This is a genomic window from Nostoc linckia z4, assembly GCF_002608075.1.
GTDB lineage: Bacteria > Cyanobacteriota > Cyanobacteriia > Cyanobacteriales > Nostocaceae > Nostoc > Nostoc linckia.
Genome location: NZ_LAHA01000029.1, coordinates 23,121 through 40,926 on the forward strand (window position 1 = coordinate 23,121; position 17,806 = coordinate 40,926).

14 protein-coding genes are annotated in these 17,806 nt (G+C 40.8%); 4 read left to right on the forward strand and 10 right to left on the reverse strand.

Annotation, left to right across the window (positions count from 1 at the left end):
* Positions 1-56: 56 nt before the first annotated feature.
* The 7 genes from hpsP to glmM form a co-directional block, all read right to left on the reverse strand.
* Positions 57-1,241 carry a hormogonium polysaccharide biosynthesis glycosyltransferase HpsP gene (gene hpsP / locus VF06_RS21810; RefSeq protein ID WP_099068727.1) on the reverse strand — a complete coding sequence of 395 codons (1,185 nt, stop codon included), beginning with the start codon at positions 1,239-1,241 and terminating at the stop codon, positions 57-59.
* A gap of 184 nt (positions 1,242-1,425) precedes the next feature.
* A complete protein-coding gene (gene hpsO, locus VF06_RS21815) occupies positions 1,426-2,598 on the reverse strand; it encodes a hormogonium polysaccharide biosynthesis glycosyltransferase HpsO (protein WP_099068688.1) in 1,173 nt (390 codons plus the stop codon).
* A gap of 87 nt (positions 2,599-2,685) precedes the next feature.
* Entirely contained in the window at positions 2,686-3,666 is a 981-nt protein-coding gene (hpsN, locus tag VF06_RS21820) for a hormogonium polysaccharide biosynthesis glycosyltransferase HpsN (RefSeq protein WP_099068687.1), read from the reverse strand.
* Positions 3,667-3,766: 100 nt separating this feature from the next.
* Positions 3,767-4,006 (reverse strand): hypothetical protein, encoded by a 240-nt coding sequence (locus VF06_RS41075; protein ID WP_257208134.1) that lies wholly within the window; start codon positions 4,004-4,006, stop codon positions 3,767-3,769.
* 5 nt (positions 4,007-4,011) lie between these two features.
* Positions 4,012-5,166: a glycosyltransferase family 4 protein gene (locus tag VF06_RS21830; RefSeq protein WP_099068686.1), complete on the reverse strand. Its 1,155-nt coding sequence runs from the start codon at positions 5,164-5,166 to the stop codon at positions 4,012-4,014.
* A gap of 11 nt (positions 5,167-5,177) precedes the next feature.
* Positions 5,178-6,818: a hormogonium polysaccharide biosynthesis protein HpsL gene (hpsL, locus tag VF06_RS21835; protein WP_099068685.1), complete on the reverse strand. Its 1,641-nt coding sequence runs from the start codon at positions 6,816-6,818 to the stop codon at positions 5,178-5,180.
* 156 nt (positions 6,819-6,974) lie between these two features.
* A complete protein-coding gene (gene glmM / locus VF06_RS21840; RefSeq protein WP_099068684.1) occupies positions 6,975-8,444 on the reverse strand; it encodes a phosphoglucosamine mutase in 1,470 nt (489 codons plus the stop codon).
* 882 nt (positions 8,445-9,326) lie between these two features.
* On the opposite strand from glmM, the gene VF06_RS21845 reads away from it, so the two are divergent.
* The gene (locus VF06_RS21845; RefSeq protein ID WP_099068726.1) at positions 9,327-10,043 is read left to right on the forward strand and encodes a biliverdin-producing heme oxygenase; all 717 of its coding nucleotides are present in this window, start codon (positions 9,327-9,329) and stop codon (positions 10,041-10,043) included.
* A 251-nt stretch (positions 10,044-10,294) separates the two neighbouring features.
* Here the strand turns inward: VF06_RS21845 and VF06_RS42835 are convergent, their stop codons facing one another.
* Both VF06_RS42835 and VF06_RS21850 read right to left on the reverse strand, forming a co-directional pair.
* Positions 10,295-10,429 carry a hypothetical protein gene (locus VF06_RS42835; protein WP_257207606.1) on the reverse strand — a complete coding sequence of 45 codons (135 nt, stop codon included), beginning with the start codon at positions 10,427-10,429 and terminating at the stop codon, positions 10,295-10,297.
* A gap of 44 nt (positions 10,430-10,473) precedes the next feature.
* Positions 10,474-11,718, reverse strand: a complete 1,245-nt coding sequence (locus VF06_RS21850) for a tetratricopeptide repeat protein (RefSeq protein ID WP_099068683.1) — start codon at positions 11,716-11,718, stop codon at positions 10,474-10,476.
* Positions 11,719-12,011: 293 nt separating this feature from the next.
* Between VF06_RS21850 and VF06_RS21855 the strand changes: the two genes are divergently transcribed.
* On the forward strand, positions 12,012-14,462 hold the full coding sequence (locus VF06_RS21855) for an endonuclease MutS2 (RefSeq protein WP_099068682.1): 2,451 nt from the start codon (positions 12,012-12,014) through the stop codon (positions 14,460-14,462).
* Positions 14,463-14,660: 198 nt separating this feature from the next.
* Here the strand turns inward: VF06_RS21855 and VF06_RS21860 are convergent, their stop codons facing one another.
* Positions 14,661-16,790 carry a serine/threonine-protein kinase gene (locus tag VF06_RS21860; protein WP_099068681.1) on the reverse strand — a complete coding sequence of 710 codons (2,130 nt, stop codon included), beginning with the start codon at positions 16,788-16,790 and terminating at the stop codon, positions 14,661-14,663.
* 122 nt (positions 16,791-16,912) lie between these two features.
* Between VF06_RS21860 and VF06_RS21865 the strand changes: the two genes are divergently transcribed.
* Both VF06_RS21865 and VF06_RS21870 read left to right on the forward strand, forming a co-directional pair.
* Complete coding sequence (locus VF06_RS21865) at positions 16,913-17,059, forward strand: hypothetical protein (protein ID WP_180267422.1); 147 nt, start codon at positions 16,913-16,915, stop codon at positions 17,057-17,059.
* Between the two features lie 3 nt (positions 17,060-17,062).
* The gene (locus VF06_RS21870; RefSeq protein ID WP_099068679.1) at positions 17,063-17,770 is read left to right on the forward strand and encodes a rhomboid family intramembrane serine protease; all 708 of its coding nucleotides are present in this window, start codon (positions 17,063-17,065) and stop codon (positions 17,768-17,770) included.
* Positions 17,771-17,806: the final 36 nt, after the last annotated feature.

A 17,806-nucleotide genomic window follows, 5' to 3' on the forward strand; every position in this document is an offset into this window, starting at 1 on the left:
TAGAGACGTAGCAGTGCTACATCTGTGGATAACGTATATTTAATTTGTGAAGATGTCTATTTATTTGCCAAAATTTTCTCATAGGCTTGGATTGTTTGCTTAGCGATCGCATCCCAGCTAAAATTTACATCAGCATATTTGTGAGCATTTAATCCTCGTCGTTGGCGTTCTGCGGGATTGTCCAAAGCTGCTTTTACTAAATTTACCAACGCTTCCACATCCGTTGTACTTACCCAACCTGATTGACTATCAAGTATTTGTTGGTAAATATGCACTTGGTCAGAAATCACTACGGGTATTCCTGCTAGCATTGCTTCAGCCACAGCAATGCCAAAATTTTCATAGTAAGAAGGTAAGACGAATAAATCAGCAGCTTGTAGTAAACTAGCTTTTAATTCACCAGTAACAAAGCCAGTAATTGTAGTGTGCGATCGCAATGGTGAATTTTGAATTTGGGATTTTATCTTTTGCTCGTAATCTGGATCTTGAGGATTTGTACCAGCTAAAATAAAATGAAACTTATAACCAACTCCCAGCAATTTTTCTAGGGCTGGAATTAATAAATCTAACCCTTTTTTCGGGTCGATTCTTGACATAAATAATACCAACGGGATATCGTCAGCAATATTAAATTGCTCGCGCGTGATATTTCTCTTTTCTTTTTTTGTTACTTCCTCTTGTTTCACACCCAAGGGAATTACCAAATCTGGTGTGAAAACTCCAAACCGTTCTGATATTTTAGCTTCTTGTTCGCTAGTAAAATGAATTGCTGCCGCACCAGCTAAATTTTGACGTTCTATAATTGCTGTATAAATCTGCTTTAATTGCTTTTTTTTACGTAAATCAGCCGGATCGAGAGTACCCAAAGGGCGCAAAATATAAGGTAGCTTTTGTTGACGACACAAAATAGCAGCAGCACTACTTATAGGAGAAAATAAAGCATGAATATGTGCAATGTCAAACTCCTTGCCGTGACGTTTTAGCCACTTTAATAAATCTAAAGAAAATTTATAACGACGAAATGGCGCACAACGAAAATAAATGATTTCATAACCATCTTGTTTAATTGGGCGATTTAAAGGAACATCCAGAGGTATTTGACCTGTATCGCCATTACTATCAGTTGTGAGAATTGTAACTTCTACTCCCTCTTTTACCAATGCTGGAGCTAATCCCAGTACCATTTGACTAGGGCCACCATAAATCAGAGAAATTGAGGGAACAATTTGTAAAATCTTCATTTTTTTGTTATTAGTCATTAGTCATTAGTCATGAGTTATTAGTCATTGGTTTGGTATTTTCCCTTTCCCTAATAAAGATGTAGCCCTTTCTTTGACCACAACAGTGCAAAAAGCACTCTTATGCAAGAAGTTTGATGTATTTAAAACCTTTTCCCTTTCCCCTTTCCCCTTTCCCCAAACCGTATTACCCCATGCACAACTCTTGATAAAACTCTAATTGCTGTTTAGCCAAAGCTTTATTTGTGTATTTAATCATTGCTTTTTGATAACTCATTTCCCCAAGACTATGAGCAAAATATGGTTTATCCATTAATTCAAGTAAGCAATTAGCAAGGGCTTGGACATCACCTTCAGGAAAAATTAAACCAGCATCACCAATTACATGGGGAATTTCACCAGAATCAGAACCAATCACGGGCACTTGACAAGCCATTGCTTCAATTAATACATGACCAAATTGCTCTTTCCATCCAGCAGAAGTTAAGGTTTTAAATTTGTAAGTAGTTTCTGAAGGCAGTACTAAAGTACTCATTAAATTAATATAGTTAGCCACCTCATGATGAGGAACGCTTTCTACTAAAATTAATCTGTCTTGAATATTGTTTTCTACTGCCACCTTGATTAATTCATCTTTTAATTCTCCCCGTCCCAATAACAGGAATTTCCAGGATTTATTTTTTAAACTTATCAATGCTTGTAATAAGGTTAATAAACCCTTTTCTTGAACAAAACGCCCTACAAAACCTACTACAAAATCTTCTTTATCGATACCTAAACTAGCTGCTAATTCTGGTTGTTTTTTAGGAGTAAATAAACTTTCATCTACACCTAATTGTGGCATTACTTTAATTGGGCCTTGATATCCCCGTTGCCTCAGAATTTCTGCTCCATCTTGATTACCAGAAATAATTCCGTGGCTTTCATTTAGGTTATATTTTTCTAATAAAGCAATCGGTAATTTTAATTGATATGGTAGATTCCACCAGGTAAAAAATACATTTTTTGCTTTGAGTCCTAATAGCTTATTTAAAGTAATCATCTGAGTATAAGCTAGTCCTCTAGATCCTTGTTCTACTTGAATAATTTCGGGGCGAAATTGTTTGAACAAAGATATTAAATCCGCTCCAAAAGTCAAAAGTCCCTGATGATTTTGGCTGAAGTTAGAAACCGGAACTATTTTAAATGAACCTTCATCGCGATATTCAGTTTCAATAATTTTGTTTTGTACGCCACCAGGATTCCAACGCTTTGGAACTACAACTATTACTTCAATGCCAGGTTGTAGTTGAGATAAAGCGCGTAATTTTTCACAGTTGAGGTCTACAATATAAGTGTGACTAGCAACTAAAATCTTCATTTTTATTTATAATTTGTGAATTTTGATTCAGTAACTCCTAACTCCTAACTCTTGTACAGACGCGATTAATCGCGTCTCTAGCACTAACTAAATTTGTTGATCCAAACGAGTGTAAACTTGACCATCATTCCATACTGATTGGATGATAGTACCCAAGGCTTTGAAAAAACCCAAAGTGTAAAAAATACCGCGAGTGATAATTTTGATGGGGGAACCGCTTTTATGACAAGGTGGGCGTCCCAGTACGTGACAATCGAATAAACGTGCGTATAAACGTAAAGCTTGAGTAACTGTGAGGTTTTTCAGCCCCATCAAAAAATGGTTGTGGTAAAAGGTGAGTTGATATTTGAGCGATCGCATACTAATATCGTGACAACCACCAGTCTCTTCACCTAAATGCACCAAATGAGCTTCTGGGTCGTACCAAATCTTATATCCCGTCTTGCGTACCCGCAAACAAAAATCTGATTCTTCCCGCACTGCACTACCGCGAAACCTCTCATCAAAACTCAGTCCGTGCTTAGTAAAAATTTCGCGACGAAAGGACATATTGCAACCCCTTGCTGTGAGTACTTGTTGGGGTTTTGTCGTATGTACCAAATCAATATGATACCAAGCTATTCCTGGATCCATAGCTTCGGGAGGCAAATATTCAATCTCTAAATCTCCTCCAGAATCACCCAGTTTCATTCTGTCAAATACTCGCCCAGCAACAGCCCCCACTTCTGGGTTTTGCAAATAATTTTTCACATGGGCTGATAACAATCCAGGCGTTAACTGGACATCATCATCAATAAATAATATTATTTCACCAGCTGAGCGCCGTACAGCATAATTCCGCGCCCCTGGTAAACTTGCCCAATCTAACCGCAACCATTTAATTTTACCTGCTGCCGCCATTTCCTCTAGGTAGGCTTGAATTGCTGGTTGGTGTTTTGCGGTTTGATCTACCACTAAAACTTCAAAATTCGGATAGTCCTGTTTTAGGACATCTACAATACTATCCCGTAGCGGTTCCTCTCGACCGTATGTCGGAATTACCACCGTAATTAAAGGCAAATTATTCATAATTTTAGTTATTAGTCATTGGTCATTAGTCATTAGTCATTAGTCATTGGTCATTAGTCATTGGTCATTAGTCATTGATCATTAGTCATATCATGTCCGCCTAATTACCCATAATAAAAACCTCTCCGCGTCCCCTTGTCTCCGTGTCTCCGTGTCTCCGTGTCTCCGTGTCTCCTTGTCTCCTTGTCTCCTTGTCTCCTTGTCTCCTTGTCTCCGTGTCTCCTTGTCTCCTTGTCTCCTTGTCTCCTTGTCTCCTTGTCTCCTTGTCTCCGTGTCTCCTTGTCTCCTTGTCTCCTTGTCTCCTTGTCTCCTTGTCTCCGCATCCCCTTGTCTCCCTCATCTCATTTATCCCGCTGCTGTTGCATATAAATTATCAAATAACTCATTTTGTTTTTCGGAGTTATGTAAAATTTGTGCTTGAGCTAATGCTCCCGCACTTAAAAATTCATAATGTTCTCGTTTATCACTTCTATCAAGAAATTGTTTGACTTGTTGTAATGCTTGTTCTGCTAAATAGTCATAAGTACTATTGAGAACTTCCCAATATTCATCAGTTTTAGTTTTTTCTCCGTGAACCCAATTTGCCCAATGTCTAATGTCGTTAATTGGTAATTCTAAAATATAGCCATTTTCTTCATGACGAATAAATTCAGGCAACGCACACACATTTGTTGTAATAGCTGGAGTTGCAACGGAAAATCCTTCTATGATACTAAAGCCATAAGTATCATGTAATGTGGGCATTAATTGAAAATGACTTTGGGATAGTAATTCAATTACTTTGTCGTTAGGAATATTTTGATGAAAAACAACGTTATTTAAATCTAATAACTTCAAATCTTCTAGATATTTTTTCTTATCGGGGAAATCTGTCGGTACTCCTGAACCATGTTCTAATCCCGATATTATATGGATGATGAGAGGTAAACCTAACTGTTCAGCTTTCTTTGCTAGCCTTAAAGCAATAATTCCACCTTTTCTAGCAATGTGATTTCCTACAAAAACAAGTTGTAATTTTTGGTCTGATTGATAAGTTTTAGCACTGTTTACTCTGGTACGAAAATTTGGATGAATTACATCTAATTTTTGAGTTAACTTTGCTTCTATTTCCCAACCTTCAATTCGCTTAATAAATCTCATTTTAGCATAATCTGAAATTGCTATTAATTTTTGGCAATTATCTAGTGCTAAACGATTGTTTAATAATTCATAAATTACTGCCTCGCGTCTATTTTGAGGATTTCTATACAAAACTCTATGGTCTTCAAATGTGACAAACCAAGGTTTATGTGTATGTAAAACTCTATTAAAAGAATGAACAACCTGACATTTTTCACCCACAGGTTGCCAAGGGAAAAAACTTCCTAAAGGATACCAAAGTTTTTCTATAGGATATCTACCTGTGGGAAAAGATTTGGCATGAATTAGTTTATGCCTAGAATTACGTGGAAGGTTAGGAATTCTAATGTGCTTATTACCGCATATGATAACTTTTACCATTGTTCTCTGATTTAAATTGTTTTTATGGGTTTTCTCTTGTTTTTTGGGTTCGGGTCAGCATCTTCTTTTTCTTGTTTTTCCAGTTCTGGCAATTTAAAAAGAACTCCCGCAAAAAACCAATAATACACAGCAACCGGATCTACATCCAAGGGATAGTAGTAGGTGTTGTAACTAATAAACAATATAAACACCCATAAAGCTGCTCCGTAACTGCGGAAATTACGGTTTTTTATCGAACGATAGGTTTTGAAGGCAATAATTGTTAAAGACGTGACTAAAGCTAAAAATCCTAGTACTCCAACAATTCCAATTTCATAAAGTACTTTGGGGTAATAAGTTTCTACCAATTTAGTTTCACCCATTGTACGGGCTGAATTAGTAGCTCGACCCAAGCCACTACCTAAAGGGCCGTCTACGTTTTTCCAGTTTTCTTCAAATTGCTGGACAATAAAATCTTGGGGTGGTGAAGCTTCCCAACGACTGGTAAAACTCGCAGTTCTCTCTTGGACGACAGCAGGGTTAGTTATCATTGCTATTCCCAAAATAAAAGCCAGTCCTATTCCTATGGGGATAAACCGTTTGAGGTTGCCTATTTGACCAGTGAGTAATAGCAAAATTCCAAAGCAGGTTGGTACTAAAGCTAAAGCAATTCTCTGTCCAGAAATTACAGCATTAATAAATACTGAACCTAAAGCACCTAAACTAACTAATCGCCATATTATTGAGGGGTCAGTAAAGCCAGTAGCAAAGGTAAAAAAGGTACTGGAAATTAAAAACCATGCCCACTGCCAAGGGGCTACAAATGTCCCTGGAAGACGAATAACTCCTTCTTCTGGACTATATAAAAGCGCTCCACCAAAATAACACCTGGCTTCTAATGATGTGACAAATAGGGCATTTCCTTCAAGACCTCTAGTGCCTTTACATATACCAGTTAATAATAATAAATATTGAATGAATCCCAGCACACAACAAATAAGTATCAGGGAAACTTGCAGGCGCGATAACAATAGAAAATCTCGTTTATCCCGAATTAAATAATAAGCACAAGCAATCAAAGGCACATAGCCTAAAAGTACTTTTAGCCCCAGAATTCCCATACCTATAGGGAATTCTTTGGGTGCTTTTTGTAAAAGTCCGACGCTAGGGGGGTTAAACTGTTGTCCGCCATTGACAAACAACAGTGTTAAGACACAGCAACCTAAAGCAATATAAAGTGGAGTTTTAATTCCTGGGGGAATAATTATTGGTAGCCCTTGTTTGCGGCAAGTCTGCCAAAGTCCAATCAAGGCCGGAACGTAAAAAGCATCTTTAGCTAATTGCAGTACCGGACTATTGCCCAAGTAGTAAGTGATAGTACCGCCAGCAGGTACGTAAATAATGAAGGCGTATAGGGCTTGGCGGGGATATTTATAAGAAAGGGACATGACAATTATCCCCAAGACACCAGGAACTGCTGCTTTAATTCCAGCTACGAAAAAAAGTACGATACCTAAGAAGACACCGCCAAAGGTGGCGGTGGTAAGCAGGCTGGTGAGTTCTTTACGCGCTTGGGCTGCTTTGCGCTTTTGAGCTAACTGTTCTTTGAGGCTAAGGGTAGGAGCTTCTGGCTTTTTTGAGCGTTTGGATTTCTGTTTTTTGGGTTTTGCCATTTGAGGGGGAGTAGGGGAGTAGGGACTGGGGACTGGGGAGAGGGGGGAGACAAGGGAGAGGGGGGAGACAAGGAAGAAAGATTGCTACCTTGTCTACCTTTTCCACCATGCCCCATGCCCTATGCCCTATGCCCCATGCCCCATGCCCTACTTAGTTTATGCTATGTATTGCTGAACTTTTGAAACTAGTTCATTTGTCCAGTGGTTGGCAAGTTCGGCGTTGGCGGCTTCTACCATAACTCTGATTACTGGTTCTGTACCAGAGGCGCGGACTAGAATTCTACCAGAATCACCCATTGCAGATTCGGCAAGAGCGATCGCTTTTTGCAGAGGTTGGCAATCTTTCCATCCCAAACGGCGATCGCGGTCTATAACTCGCACGTTCCGCAATAATTGAGGATAGGTCTGGAAACTTTGCTCTACTAATTCTGCTAGGGAAACACCTGTTTGTTTTACTAAAGCTGCTATATGTAAGGCTGTTAATAAGCCATCCCCAGTTACGGCATAATGACGGCAAAGGATGTGACCTGATTGTTCCCCGCCTAGCATTCCCCCTGTTCGCAGCATTTCGGCTTGCACGTATTGGTCGCCCACTGCGGTACGAATTAAGTTACCACCAATTTCTTGCCAAGCTTTCTCAAAGCCCAAGTTAGCCATGACTGTAGACACAATCAAGTTGTCTGGGAGTTGTTGCTTTTGTTGGAGGTGGCGTCCCCAAAGGTAGAGAATGTAATCGCCGTTAACTTGTCTGCCAGTATTATCTACTGCTAAGACGCGATCGGCGTCGCCATCAAAGGCAAAGCCAATGTCAGCGTTGTGTTCTTGTACGGCTGCTGCCAAAATATCTAAGTGGGTGGAACCGCAATTGACGTTAATGCGATCGCCATCTGCTTCGTTATGCAAGCAAATTACTTCTGCACCCATCTGTGTAAATACTGTTGGTGCTAATCCTACTGCTGCTCCCCACGCTAAGTCTAAAACTATCTTCATTCCTTCAAGATTGAAGTCGCCATCCAATGGTTTTTTCAAGGCGTCGCCATAATGGTCGATTAACTCAAAACGTGAGTAATGCCTTCCGCAATTGCTATGAGTAGCAGCCGTTGATATCTTGCCACGCAGTCCTGCTTCAATTTCTGCTTGCAATAATTGTGGTAACTTCCCGCCATCAGCACCAAAAATCTTAATCCCGTTGTCTTCTGGAGGATTGTGACTAGCAGAAATCATCACTCCACCAATGGCATCACTGATACTCGTGAGATAGGCAACGCAAGGAGTAGGACACAATCCCAAATACCAAACCTCTAACCCAGCTGCTGTTAACCCCGCACTCAAAGCCATTGCCAACATATCGCTGGAGTTTCTGGAATCTTGTCCGAGAATCACCGGCCCGACGCTAGTGGCATGGTTACGCAAAACAATACCCGCCCAAAACCCAATTTGCAATGCTAGGGGCGCACTGAGTAGTTCTCCCACTCGTCCCCGAATACCATCTGTGCCAAATAATGGATTTGCTGGTAGCGGTAGTAAATTCACTGCAAAACTGCTTTCAATGCCTTTGCCTAATCCATTCGCTTCAGAGGCACAATTCCCAGCAATGCCTGATGTCCGAGTTACAGATGAAACCATATTTTTTTAACACTCCACACAACAAACAAAAAAAATAGCACTTGAAACCAGATTTAACAATTTCGGCATTCTTTATTTTTTTGATAAATTTGCTTCAGACAAACTTAATTTTAAGTAAAATTACTTAAAGAAATGGGATAGAATTGTAAATATTTCATGAAATCAGTATTGGTTTTTACGTTGGTAAGTAAAGTTTACTTATTTTAACTAATTCTTTTTCTTATGCCCTCTATCTTAAATCTGGACTCTCATAGGGAACTTCCAACTAAAAAAATATTCGATCGCATTTTGCATAGGGAGCAGCAAACCAAGCAGGAGATACAGTCATGTTGAGTCCGTAAATTGGAATAATTGATTTTTGGGTGTTCCTGATGTGTTAGTTCATACTTAATGTCTTTTTAAAGCATGAGTTAGAAATATCACCTGAAATTATTAAGTAATATCTAATTAAGATGACAGTTTTATCAAACAGAATTCAGGAGTCAGGAGTCTGAATTCAGAATGAATTGTGTACGAGTGGCGGATGAATAATCGGGTTGAAGACCACTAAATCTTCTCTTTGAGAGACGCTGCGCGAACGATTTAGTGGTCTTCTCCCAAGGGGAAACGCTACGCGAAGAATTAGTGGCGGATCTGAATCCCCCACTAATTGATTCTGACGCCTTGGCGGAGCGTCTTTGGCTTTGCTCCTGAATTCTGACTCCTGAATTCTTCTTCAATTATTTTTGAATTTGTTGTGTAAAATACTACAAAAATTAATTAGCTTAAAGAATTTTAATATAAATTCTCATCAAATAGTTTTAAGGTAACGTTTTAATGGCCTTTTTAGCTTTTGGTCAGTTAAAACTCCGGCAGTTGACTTTTAAAGTTGAGAAATTTAGTATGAGCAGCAATTTAGCAACCAAATTACGTGTAGGTACGAAAAAAGCCCACACGATGGCAGAAAATGTTGGTTTTGTCAAGTGCTTTTTAAAAGGAGTAGTGGAGAAAAACTCTTACCGGAAACTAGTTGCTAACTTCTACTTCATCTACTCAGCGATGGAAGAGGAGATGGAAAAGCACCGCCAGCATCCAATTGTTTCTAAAATTTATTTTCCCCAGTTAAACCGCAAGCATACCCTAGAGCAAGACCTGAGTTTTTACTTTGGTGCAAACTGGAGAGAGCAAATCCAACTATCTCCCGCAGGTGAAGCTTATGTAAAGCGGATTCGGGAAATATCTGCAACAGAACCAGAACTGTTAATCGCTCATTCATATACTCGTTACCTGGGTGACTTATCTGGGGGACAAATTCTCAAAAATATTGCTGTAACGGCAATGAATTTGTCTGATGGGCAAGGAACTGCCTTCTATGAATTTGCAGATATTTCTGATGAAAAGGCATTCAAAGCCAAATATCGCCAGAATTTGGATGAATTACCCTTGGATGATGCTACAGGCGATCGCATTGTTGATGAAGCTAACGCCGCCTTTGGGATGAACATGAAGATGTTCAATGAATTGGAAGGCAATTTGATCAAAGCGATCGGTGTAATGTTGTACAACAGCCTCACACGGCGTCGTACACGCGGTAGCACTGAACTCGCTACTGCTGAGTAATACCATTTTGAATTTTGGATTTTAGATTTTGGATTGTGAAATAGTCAGTAAATCGGCTTTTTGGCTATCCATACTGTGGCAATCATTTTTCAAATTGGTATAATCAACGCTGAGTAATAGATGCGGAGTGTGGAGTGTGGAGTCATAAGTCCAGATAACTTGATGAAAAATAATTCACAACTTTTTCTGGGAAAATACTAAGCGCCAAAAACGCTCAAAATATTTAGGGGCAATAGCCCTGTGACTGCTTTTTATTCGTGAAAGCAAGCATGGGGAAATTGCCCCTCAATTATGTTGGGTATGGGGCATGGGGCATTGGGTATGGGGCATGGGGAGGTGTGGGAGGCGTGGGAAGAGAGGGGAGCATAAATTCTCTTTCTCCCCACACTCCCCACACTCCCCCATCTCCCCAGTCCCCAGTCCCCACAACCTAATAAGCAATTAAATCCTTGAGGGCTTCTTTAGCCTCAGCATTTTCTGGATCTATTTTTAATGCTTCCCGAAAAATCTTTGTCGCTTCTTGTTTTGAGCGATCGCCAGATTCATCATAGGCGATATCTTTGCCTAGCTTGATGTAAAGTTCAGCCATTTTGCGGCGTGGGATGGCATTTGATAAGGGCTGATAAAATTTCATCACGCCACTAAACCCTTTTTGTTTGTAAAGTAGCATATTCACACTTGAGCAGGTGTCATAACTGCCTTCTCCAATGTTGACTACCTTTTGACAAATTGCCAGGGCTTCATCTAAATTTTCTTGTTCAACTAGTGCTTGAGTAAGTTTATTGTAGTAATAATCACTACCATCTTGGACAGCGGCTTGGCGATAAAAACCGATCGCTTCTTCGGATTTTTCTCGGATCGCCAGCACATCAGCTAAGTCTATATATGTTGAAGGTTCAGGTTTGATTTTAATTAGTTGGCGGTAAGCTGCGATCGCTTCATCGACAAAGCCACGCTGTAATGATAATTCAGCTAACTTTTGATAATAAACTTCATCTTCAGGGTTATTTTTACTCCCTTGACGATAGATCGCTACTGCTTCTGGATATTCAAGGATTTCACCTAGCTTATTGTAAGCGTAAGGAGACCAATAACCACTTTCATCAACTTTTAAGACTTGGCGATAAGCTGCGATTGCTTCTTCTCGTTTGCCTGCTTTGAATAGGGCTTCAGCTAAAGTATTGTAATTATATGCTTCAGGTTTGAGTTTAACTGCTTGGCGGTAAGCGGCTAGCGCTTCCTCTGTCTTGCCGATTGCTATCAACTGGTTGCCTAAATTTGTATACGCAGTATCATTTTTCCCGTCTAATTTGATAGATTCCCGTAAAGCCGCGATCGCTTCTGCGATTTGTCCCTTTTCTGCCAAGAAATTTCCTAATTTTAGGTAAACTTCAGCATCGGGAGCTAATTGTAAAGCTTGGCGATAAGCTGCGATCGTGTCTGCAATCTTGCCTTGGTAAGATAATACATCTGCTAGTTTGACATAGGCAGAGGTGTTCTTAGAATCGCGTTTAATCAAACTCCGCCAAATATTAGCGGCTTCTTCATAATTTTTTACTTCCTCAGCAGATGAGGCTTGTTGCTCCAACTCTTCCACCGTTTGTGCCGCGCTAATTTGAGGAGCCAACACCAAACCTAAACCCAACAGCAAAGGCAATATTTTCCAGCTTGCCATAGAATTTTAGCTTCAAATAACTTAAGTCAATCTTCAAACTAAGCTTAGTACCAGTATTTAAGATTGTAATCAGTGAAACTTCCAATACTGAGGAAATTAGGCAAAAATATAATAATCCGCTTGAATTGTTAAACTCACTTACGTAAGCAATAATGTGATTAATTGTTCTCTATTTATCTCTGTATTTCCTCAGAAGTCCTTGAGCATCAGTAAACATCTGTATTTTATCCTTTAAGGTTTACCCATCAAGGGGCTAGAATTGTTACGATAGTTTCAGATTAGACGTTGAAACCTTGATCCAATCTGAAACCTTAGAATTATTAGAATGGCATCGTCTGTGCCAACACCTTTCCACCTTTGCGGCAACGAAACTGGGGGTTATAGCTGCGCGTCATCTGAAAATACCTGATTTTCGGGCAGAAAGCGAACAGTTGTTACAGCAAACGAAAGAAGTGTATCAACTGGAAAGTCGCCTGACTACAGGGCTGTCATTTGAGGGAATTCAAGATATTGGTGATTCCCTAGAACGGGCAGAACGCAGCGGAATTTTGGCAGGAGATGAACTTTTAGCGATCGCCACTACCCTAGCTGGTGCTAGAAATTTACGCCGTGTCATTGACAATCAGGAAGATTTGCCAATACTCGCTGATTTGGTTGCCGATTTGCGGACTTATCCAGAACTAGAACAGGAAATTCACCGTTGTATTGATGAACGCGGACAGGTAACCGATCGCGCCAGTCAAAAACTCGGCGACATTCGCACAGATCTGCGGCGAGTACGCACGCAAATTACCCAAAAGCTACAAAATATAATACAAGCTAAATCTGGAGCAGTCCAAGAACAGATTATTACCCAACGGGGCGATCGCTATGTAATCCCCGTCAAAGCACCCCAAAAAGACGCTATCCCCGGTATCGTTCACGACACCTCCACCAGTGGTGCGACACTCTACATCGAACCGAATTCCATCGTACCTCTGGGCAACCAACTGCGGCAAATTATCAGAAGAGAGCAAGCGGAAGAAGAAGCAATTCGCCGGACTTTGACAGAACAAGTAGCCGCAGTTAAACCGGATTTGGAAAGGTTGCTAGCAATTGTCACCACTTTGGATTTAGCAACCGCTAGATCTCGATATAGTTACTGGTTAGGAGCCAACCCGCCGCGATTCATCCAGCCGCAAGACAATGAAATGATTACTTTGCGGAACTTGCGGCATCCCCTTTTGGTGTGGCAGCAACACCACGAACAAGGACAGCCAGTAATTCCCGTGGATTTACTTATTAGTCCTCACATTCGGGTAGTGACAATTACCGGGCCAAATACAGGCGGTAAAACTGTCACCTTAAAAACTCTGGGGTTAGCAGCATTGATGGCTAAAGTGGGTTTATTTGTCCCCGCCCGCGAACCAGTGGAAATTCCTTGGTTTGAAAAAGTGCTGGCAGATATTGGTGACGAACAATCTTTACAACAAAGTTTATCTACATTCTCCGGGCACATCCGGCGGATTAGTCGGATTTTAGAAGCTTTGGGAGAAGACACGGAGACAGAAAGACACAAAGACGCAGAGAATGATAACATCACCGCGTCCCCACGTAAGAGCGTCCCCGCGTCTTCTTCCCTAGTTTTACTCGATGAAGTTGGTGCAGGAACCGATCCAGTAGAGGGTAGTGCCTTGGCGATCGCTTTGTTGCAATATCTCGCCAACCACGGCCAGCTAACCATCGCTACCACTCACTTCGGCGAACTCAAAGCCCTGAAATATGAAGATGAGCGCTTTGAAAATGCCTCTGTAGAATTTGACGAAAGTACTCTCTCGCCTACTTACCGTTTGTTGTGGGGCATACCTGGGCGTTCTAATGCCTTAACAATTGCCCTGCGCTTGGGATTAAAACCAGAAGTGGTAGAACAAGCGAAAACCCAAGTGGGAGAAGCAACAGATGAAGTTAATCAAGTAATTGCTGGCTTGGAAGCCCAACGCCGTCGCCAGGAAACTAAAGCTGCGGAGGCTCAAAATTTATTGCAGGAAGCGGAACGTTTATATAAACAAGTTTCTGCTAAAGCTGCGGCTTTGGAAGAAAGGGAGGGCGCTTTGCGGGCTTCACAGGAAGTAGCAGTGCAACAAGCCATCGCCCAAGCAAAACATGAAATTGCCCAAGTGATTCGCCGCCTGCAACAAGGTACACCCACAGCCCAAGACGCCCAGCAAGCAACCAACGCCTTGAATCAAATTGCCCAGCAATATCAGCCAGCAACCCCAGCAAAACCAAAACCTGGGTTTATGCCGAAAGTAGGCGATCGCATCCGCGTTCCCAAGTTGGGACAAACAGCAGAAGTGTTAACCGCACCTGACGCAGATGGCGAGTTAAGCGTCCGCTTTGGGCTGATGAAAATGACTGTGAAGCTGGAAGATGTGGAATCTTTAGATGGGCAAAAAGCTGAACCAATCGTCAAACCCAAACCAGCCCCAGCCACAGTTACACCACCACCGCAAAACGTCCCAGCAATTCGTACCTCGCGAAACACCGTTGATTTGCGTGGTAAGCGCGTAGCTGATGCCGAATTTATTCTTGATAAAGCCATCTCAGAAGCCACAGGCCCGATATGGATTATTCACGGACATGGAACTGGTAAATTGCGACAAGGCGTCCACGCCTTTTTGCACCAGCATCCCAGAGTTAACAGCTACGAAGCCGCAGAACAAGCAGATGGCGGGAGTGGTGTTACCATCGCACATATAAATTAGACCTCTTACAAAAGTGCTTTTTGGACTCTTTTGGGAAAAGGGAAAAGGTGAGCCAGCGCGGTCTTGGGGGTTTCTCCCATGAGCGACTGGCGAACCCCGAAGGGGTTAATGGTTCGACAAGCTCACCAACCGGGTAAAGGGAAAATACCAAACCTTTCCCCCTTTCCCCTTACCCTTTTCCCGACTTCTACAAGAAGTCTACGGTCTAGTTGGTGGTGAATTGGTGGGATTTGGAACTGGGATAATTGGCACAATTAAAGGCTTTGATTTTTCGCTTTGCAGCTGGATTTGGGCTTGGTCGCGGGCGTTGATTGCTTGTTGGTAATCAGGTTTATATTTTATGGCTCGGTTGTACGCAAGAATGGCATCTTGATAGCGTTGTAGATTTAATAAAGCATTGCCTTTGCTATACCAGCTTTGATAATGGTCTGGTTTATAGCGAACTGCGCGATCGTAAGAGACAATGGCGTCTTCGTATTTTTGTAAACTATATTGTGAATTTCCCAGATTATACCAAAGTTGATAATCGTTTTTCTTAAAATTTGCTGCTTTATTATATGATTCTATTGCGGCGTCATAACGTTGGCTTTGATGCATTGACCAGCCTATATTGTACCATGCTTGATAATTGCTGGGGTTATATTTAATGACTTGGTTAAAAGATTCAATTGCTTCGGGATAACGTTGTAAATTCATGAGGATATTACCTCTAGATAACCAAGCTTGATAAAAATTTGGCTTGTATTGTACTGCTTTGTCATATGCTGTAAACGCATCTCGGTAGCGTTGTAAATTGACTAAAGCATTTCCCCAATTGTACCAAGCTGAAACGTAATCTGGTTTAAACTCAACGACTTTTTCATAAGCGGCGATCGCTTCACTATATCGTTTGAGATTTTGCAAGGCTAAGCCTTTTTTGTACCATGCTTCAAAATCATCTGATTTCAATTCCAGGGCTTTTTCATAGGATTCAATTGCCTGGTCATATTGTTTTAAATTACTTAAAACGTCTCCTTTGGCATTCCAGACTTGGGTATTTTGATTATTTAGTTCTAAGGCTTTGTTAAAAGAAGCGATCGCTTCTTGATATCGCTGTAAATTTTCCAACACTAAACCTCTTCCAACCCAAGCTTCTAAGTAATCTGGCTTGATTTGAATTGCTTTGTCATAGGCTGCTAAGGCATCTTGATATTTTTTTAATTGCGATAGCGTTTTGCCTTGACCATTCCATGCTTGGGCGTAATCTGGTCTAATATTAACTGCTTTTCCATATACTGCTAATGCTTCTTGATAACGTTGCAAATCAAAAAGCGTATTTCCTTGTTTAGATAATTCTATGGCATTTTTAGAATTAACATGATTCAAGATAAATACTGATGCAACTCCAGTCACACTCAACAAAAATATTGCTAATAGCAATTTAGAAAATAAACCTTTTTTCGGTTGAGGTTTTATTATCTTATTTGCTGGCAAAATCGGGGTCAATGCTATTGTTTCAGCCGGTGGTTGTGACAATTCTTTTAGTGCTTTTAATGCTATTGTTGCTGAAGAATAGCGCTGTCGAAAATCATAGCGCACCATTTTATCCAAAAATTGAGCAAATTCTGGCGTTACCGTGGTTTTATCCTGCCAGACAATTTCATTAGTATCGGGATCTTTGACTATTTCTTCAGGAGATAATCCAGTCAGGGCTTGAATAGCAATTATCCCTGTGGCATAGATATCACTGCTTAATTTTGGCGTACCGTGAGCTTGTTCGCTAGGAATATATCCAGGCGTTCCAATAGCAACAGTACATTTAGTTGAATCTTGGGAAGCAATAATTTGGGTAGCAATTTGTTTCACTGCACCAAAATCAATTAAGATGAGCTTGCCATCAGCAACCCGTCTGAGAATATTTCGCGGATTCACATCGCGGTGAATTACGTTCTGTTGATGGACAAATTCTAAAATGGTCAAAATTTCTTCTAGAAGTGAAATCACCTCCTCTTGACTCCAGGTTTTTCCTGGTATTATTTCTTGACTGAGGTCGCGGCCTTCAATTAATTCCTGTACCAGATAAAATTGGGCATTTTCTTCAAAATAAGCTAAAAGTTGGGGAATGCGATCGTGAGTACCTAATTTGTACAGAACTTGAGCTTCTGTATCAAATAAACGCCTCGCTGTTTCCAAAGTTACTGGGTCATCTGCTTGAGGCTTGAGTTTCTTAACCACACATTGAGGCGAACCAGGTAATTGAGTATCATAAGCAACAAAAGTTTCACCAAAACCCCCACCTCCCAAGTTGCTAATAATTTGGTATCTTCCAACAAGTGTGTTTCCCAACATCTCGTTTGCCTAGTATAAGTGCCATGCGATCTGATTTTGATTCTGCCACAGGTTAAGGGGATGAGGGGGATGAGGGAGAGGGGGGAGATGGGGAGACAAGGGAGACAAGGGAGACAAGGGAGATGGGGAGATGGGGAGATGGGGAGATGGGGAGATGGGGAGATGGGGAGAATAATAACTTTCCAGTCTCTAGTCAAGAGTCAAGAGTCAACAATCAACAGTCAACAGTCAACAATCAACAGTCAACATACCCCATACCCAATGACTAATTTATGATTCCTATTTGTGATAATGTGCGTTGTTGGAATAAGCCGATTGTTAATTATTGGCTGATTGGCATTAATATTGCTGTATTTTTATGGGAACTGAAACTAGAATTTGGCGATGAATTGGGCTATTTTGTCAATAGTTGGGGCTTGATTCCATACCAGATTACTGGGGCAATTCAAACTGCTATTTTTTGGAATTTTGCGGCCTGGATAGTTGTGATTTGGCGCCTATTTTCGCTAATTTTTAACATATTTTTGCACGGAAGTTTTAGCCAAATCTTGGGAAATCTGCTATTTTTATGGGTTTTTGGTAAAACTGTAGAGAATATCCTTGGACACAGGCGTTATCTGGGATTTTATTTAGGGGCTGGCGTTGTCACGAGTGTGGCACAAATTTTAGCTGAACCGAGTTTGAAAGTACCATTGATTGGTGCTAATGGGGCGATCGCAGCTGTTTTAGGAGCGTATATCATCAAGTTCCCTCAAGGGAAAATCTACTCTGTTTTACCACTAATAATTTTATATATTCCCCTGGAACTACCAGCGTTTTTATACATATTCTGGTGGTTTGTTCAACAGTTATTTTATGGTATTGGTAGTTTAAATATTCCCCCTCTGGGTGTTAATCAATCTGGTGTTATTTTTTGGGGTCAATTCGTAGGATTGCTTTTTGGTGCAGGTTTCATGCGATTTAAGAAGTTTATCAGGTGATTAAATAGTTGTGGGATGAAGTTTTCCGTTGCTTTC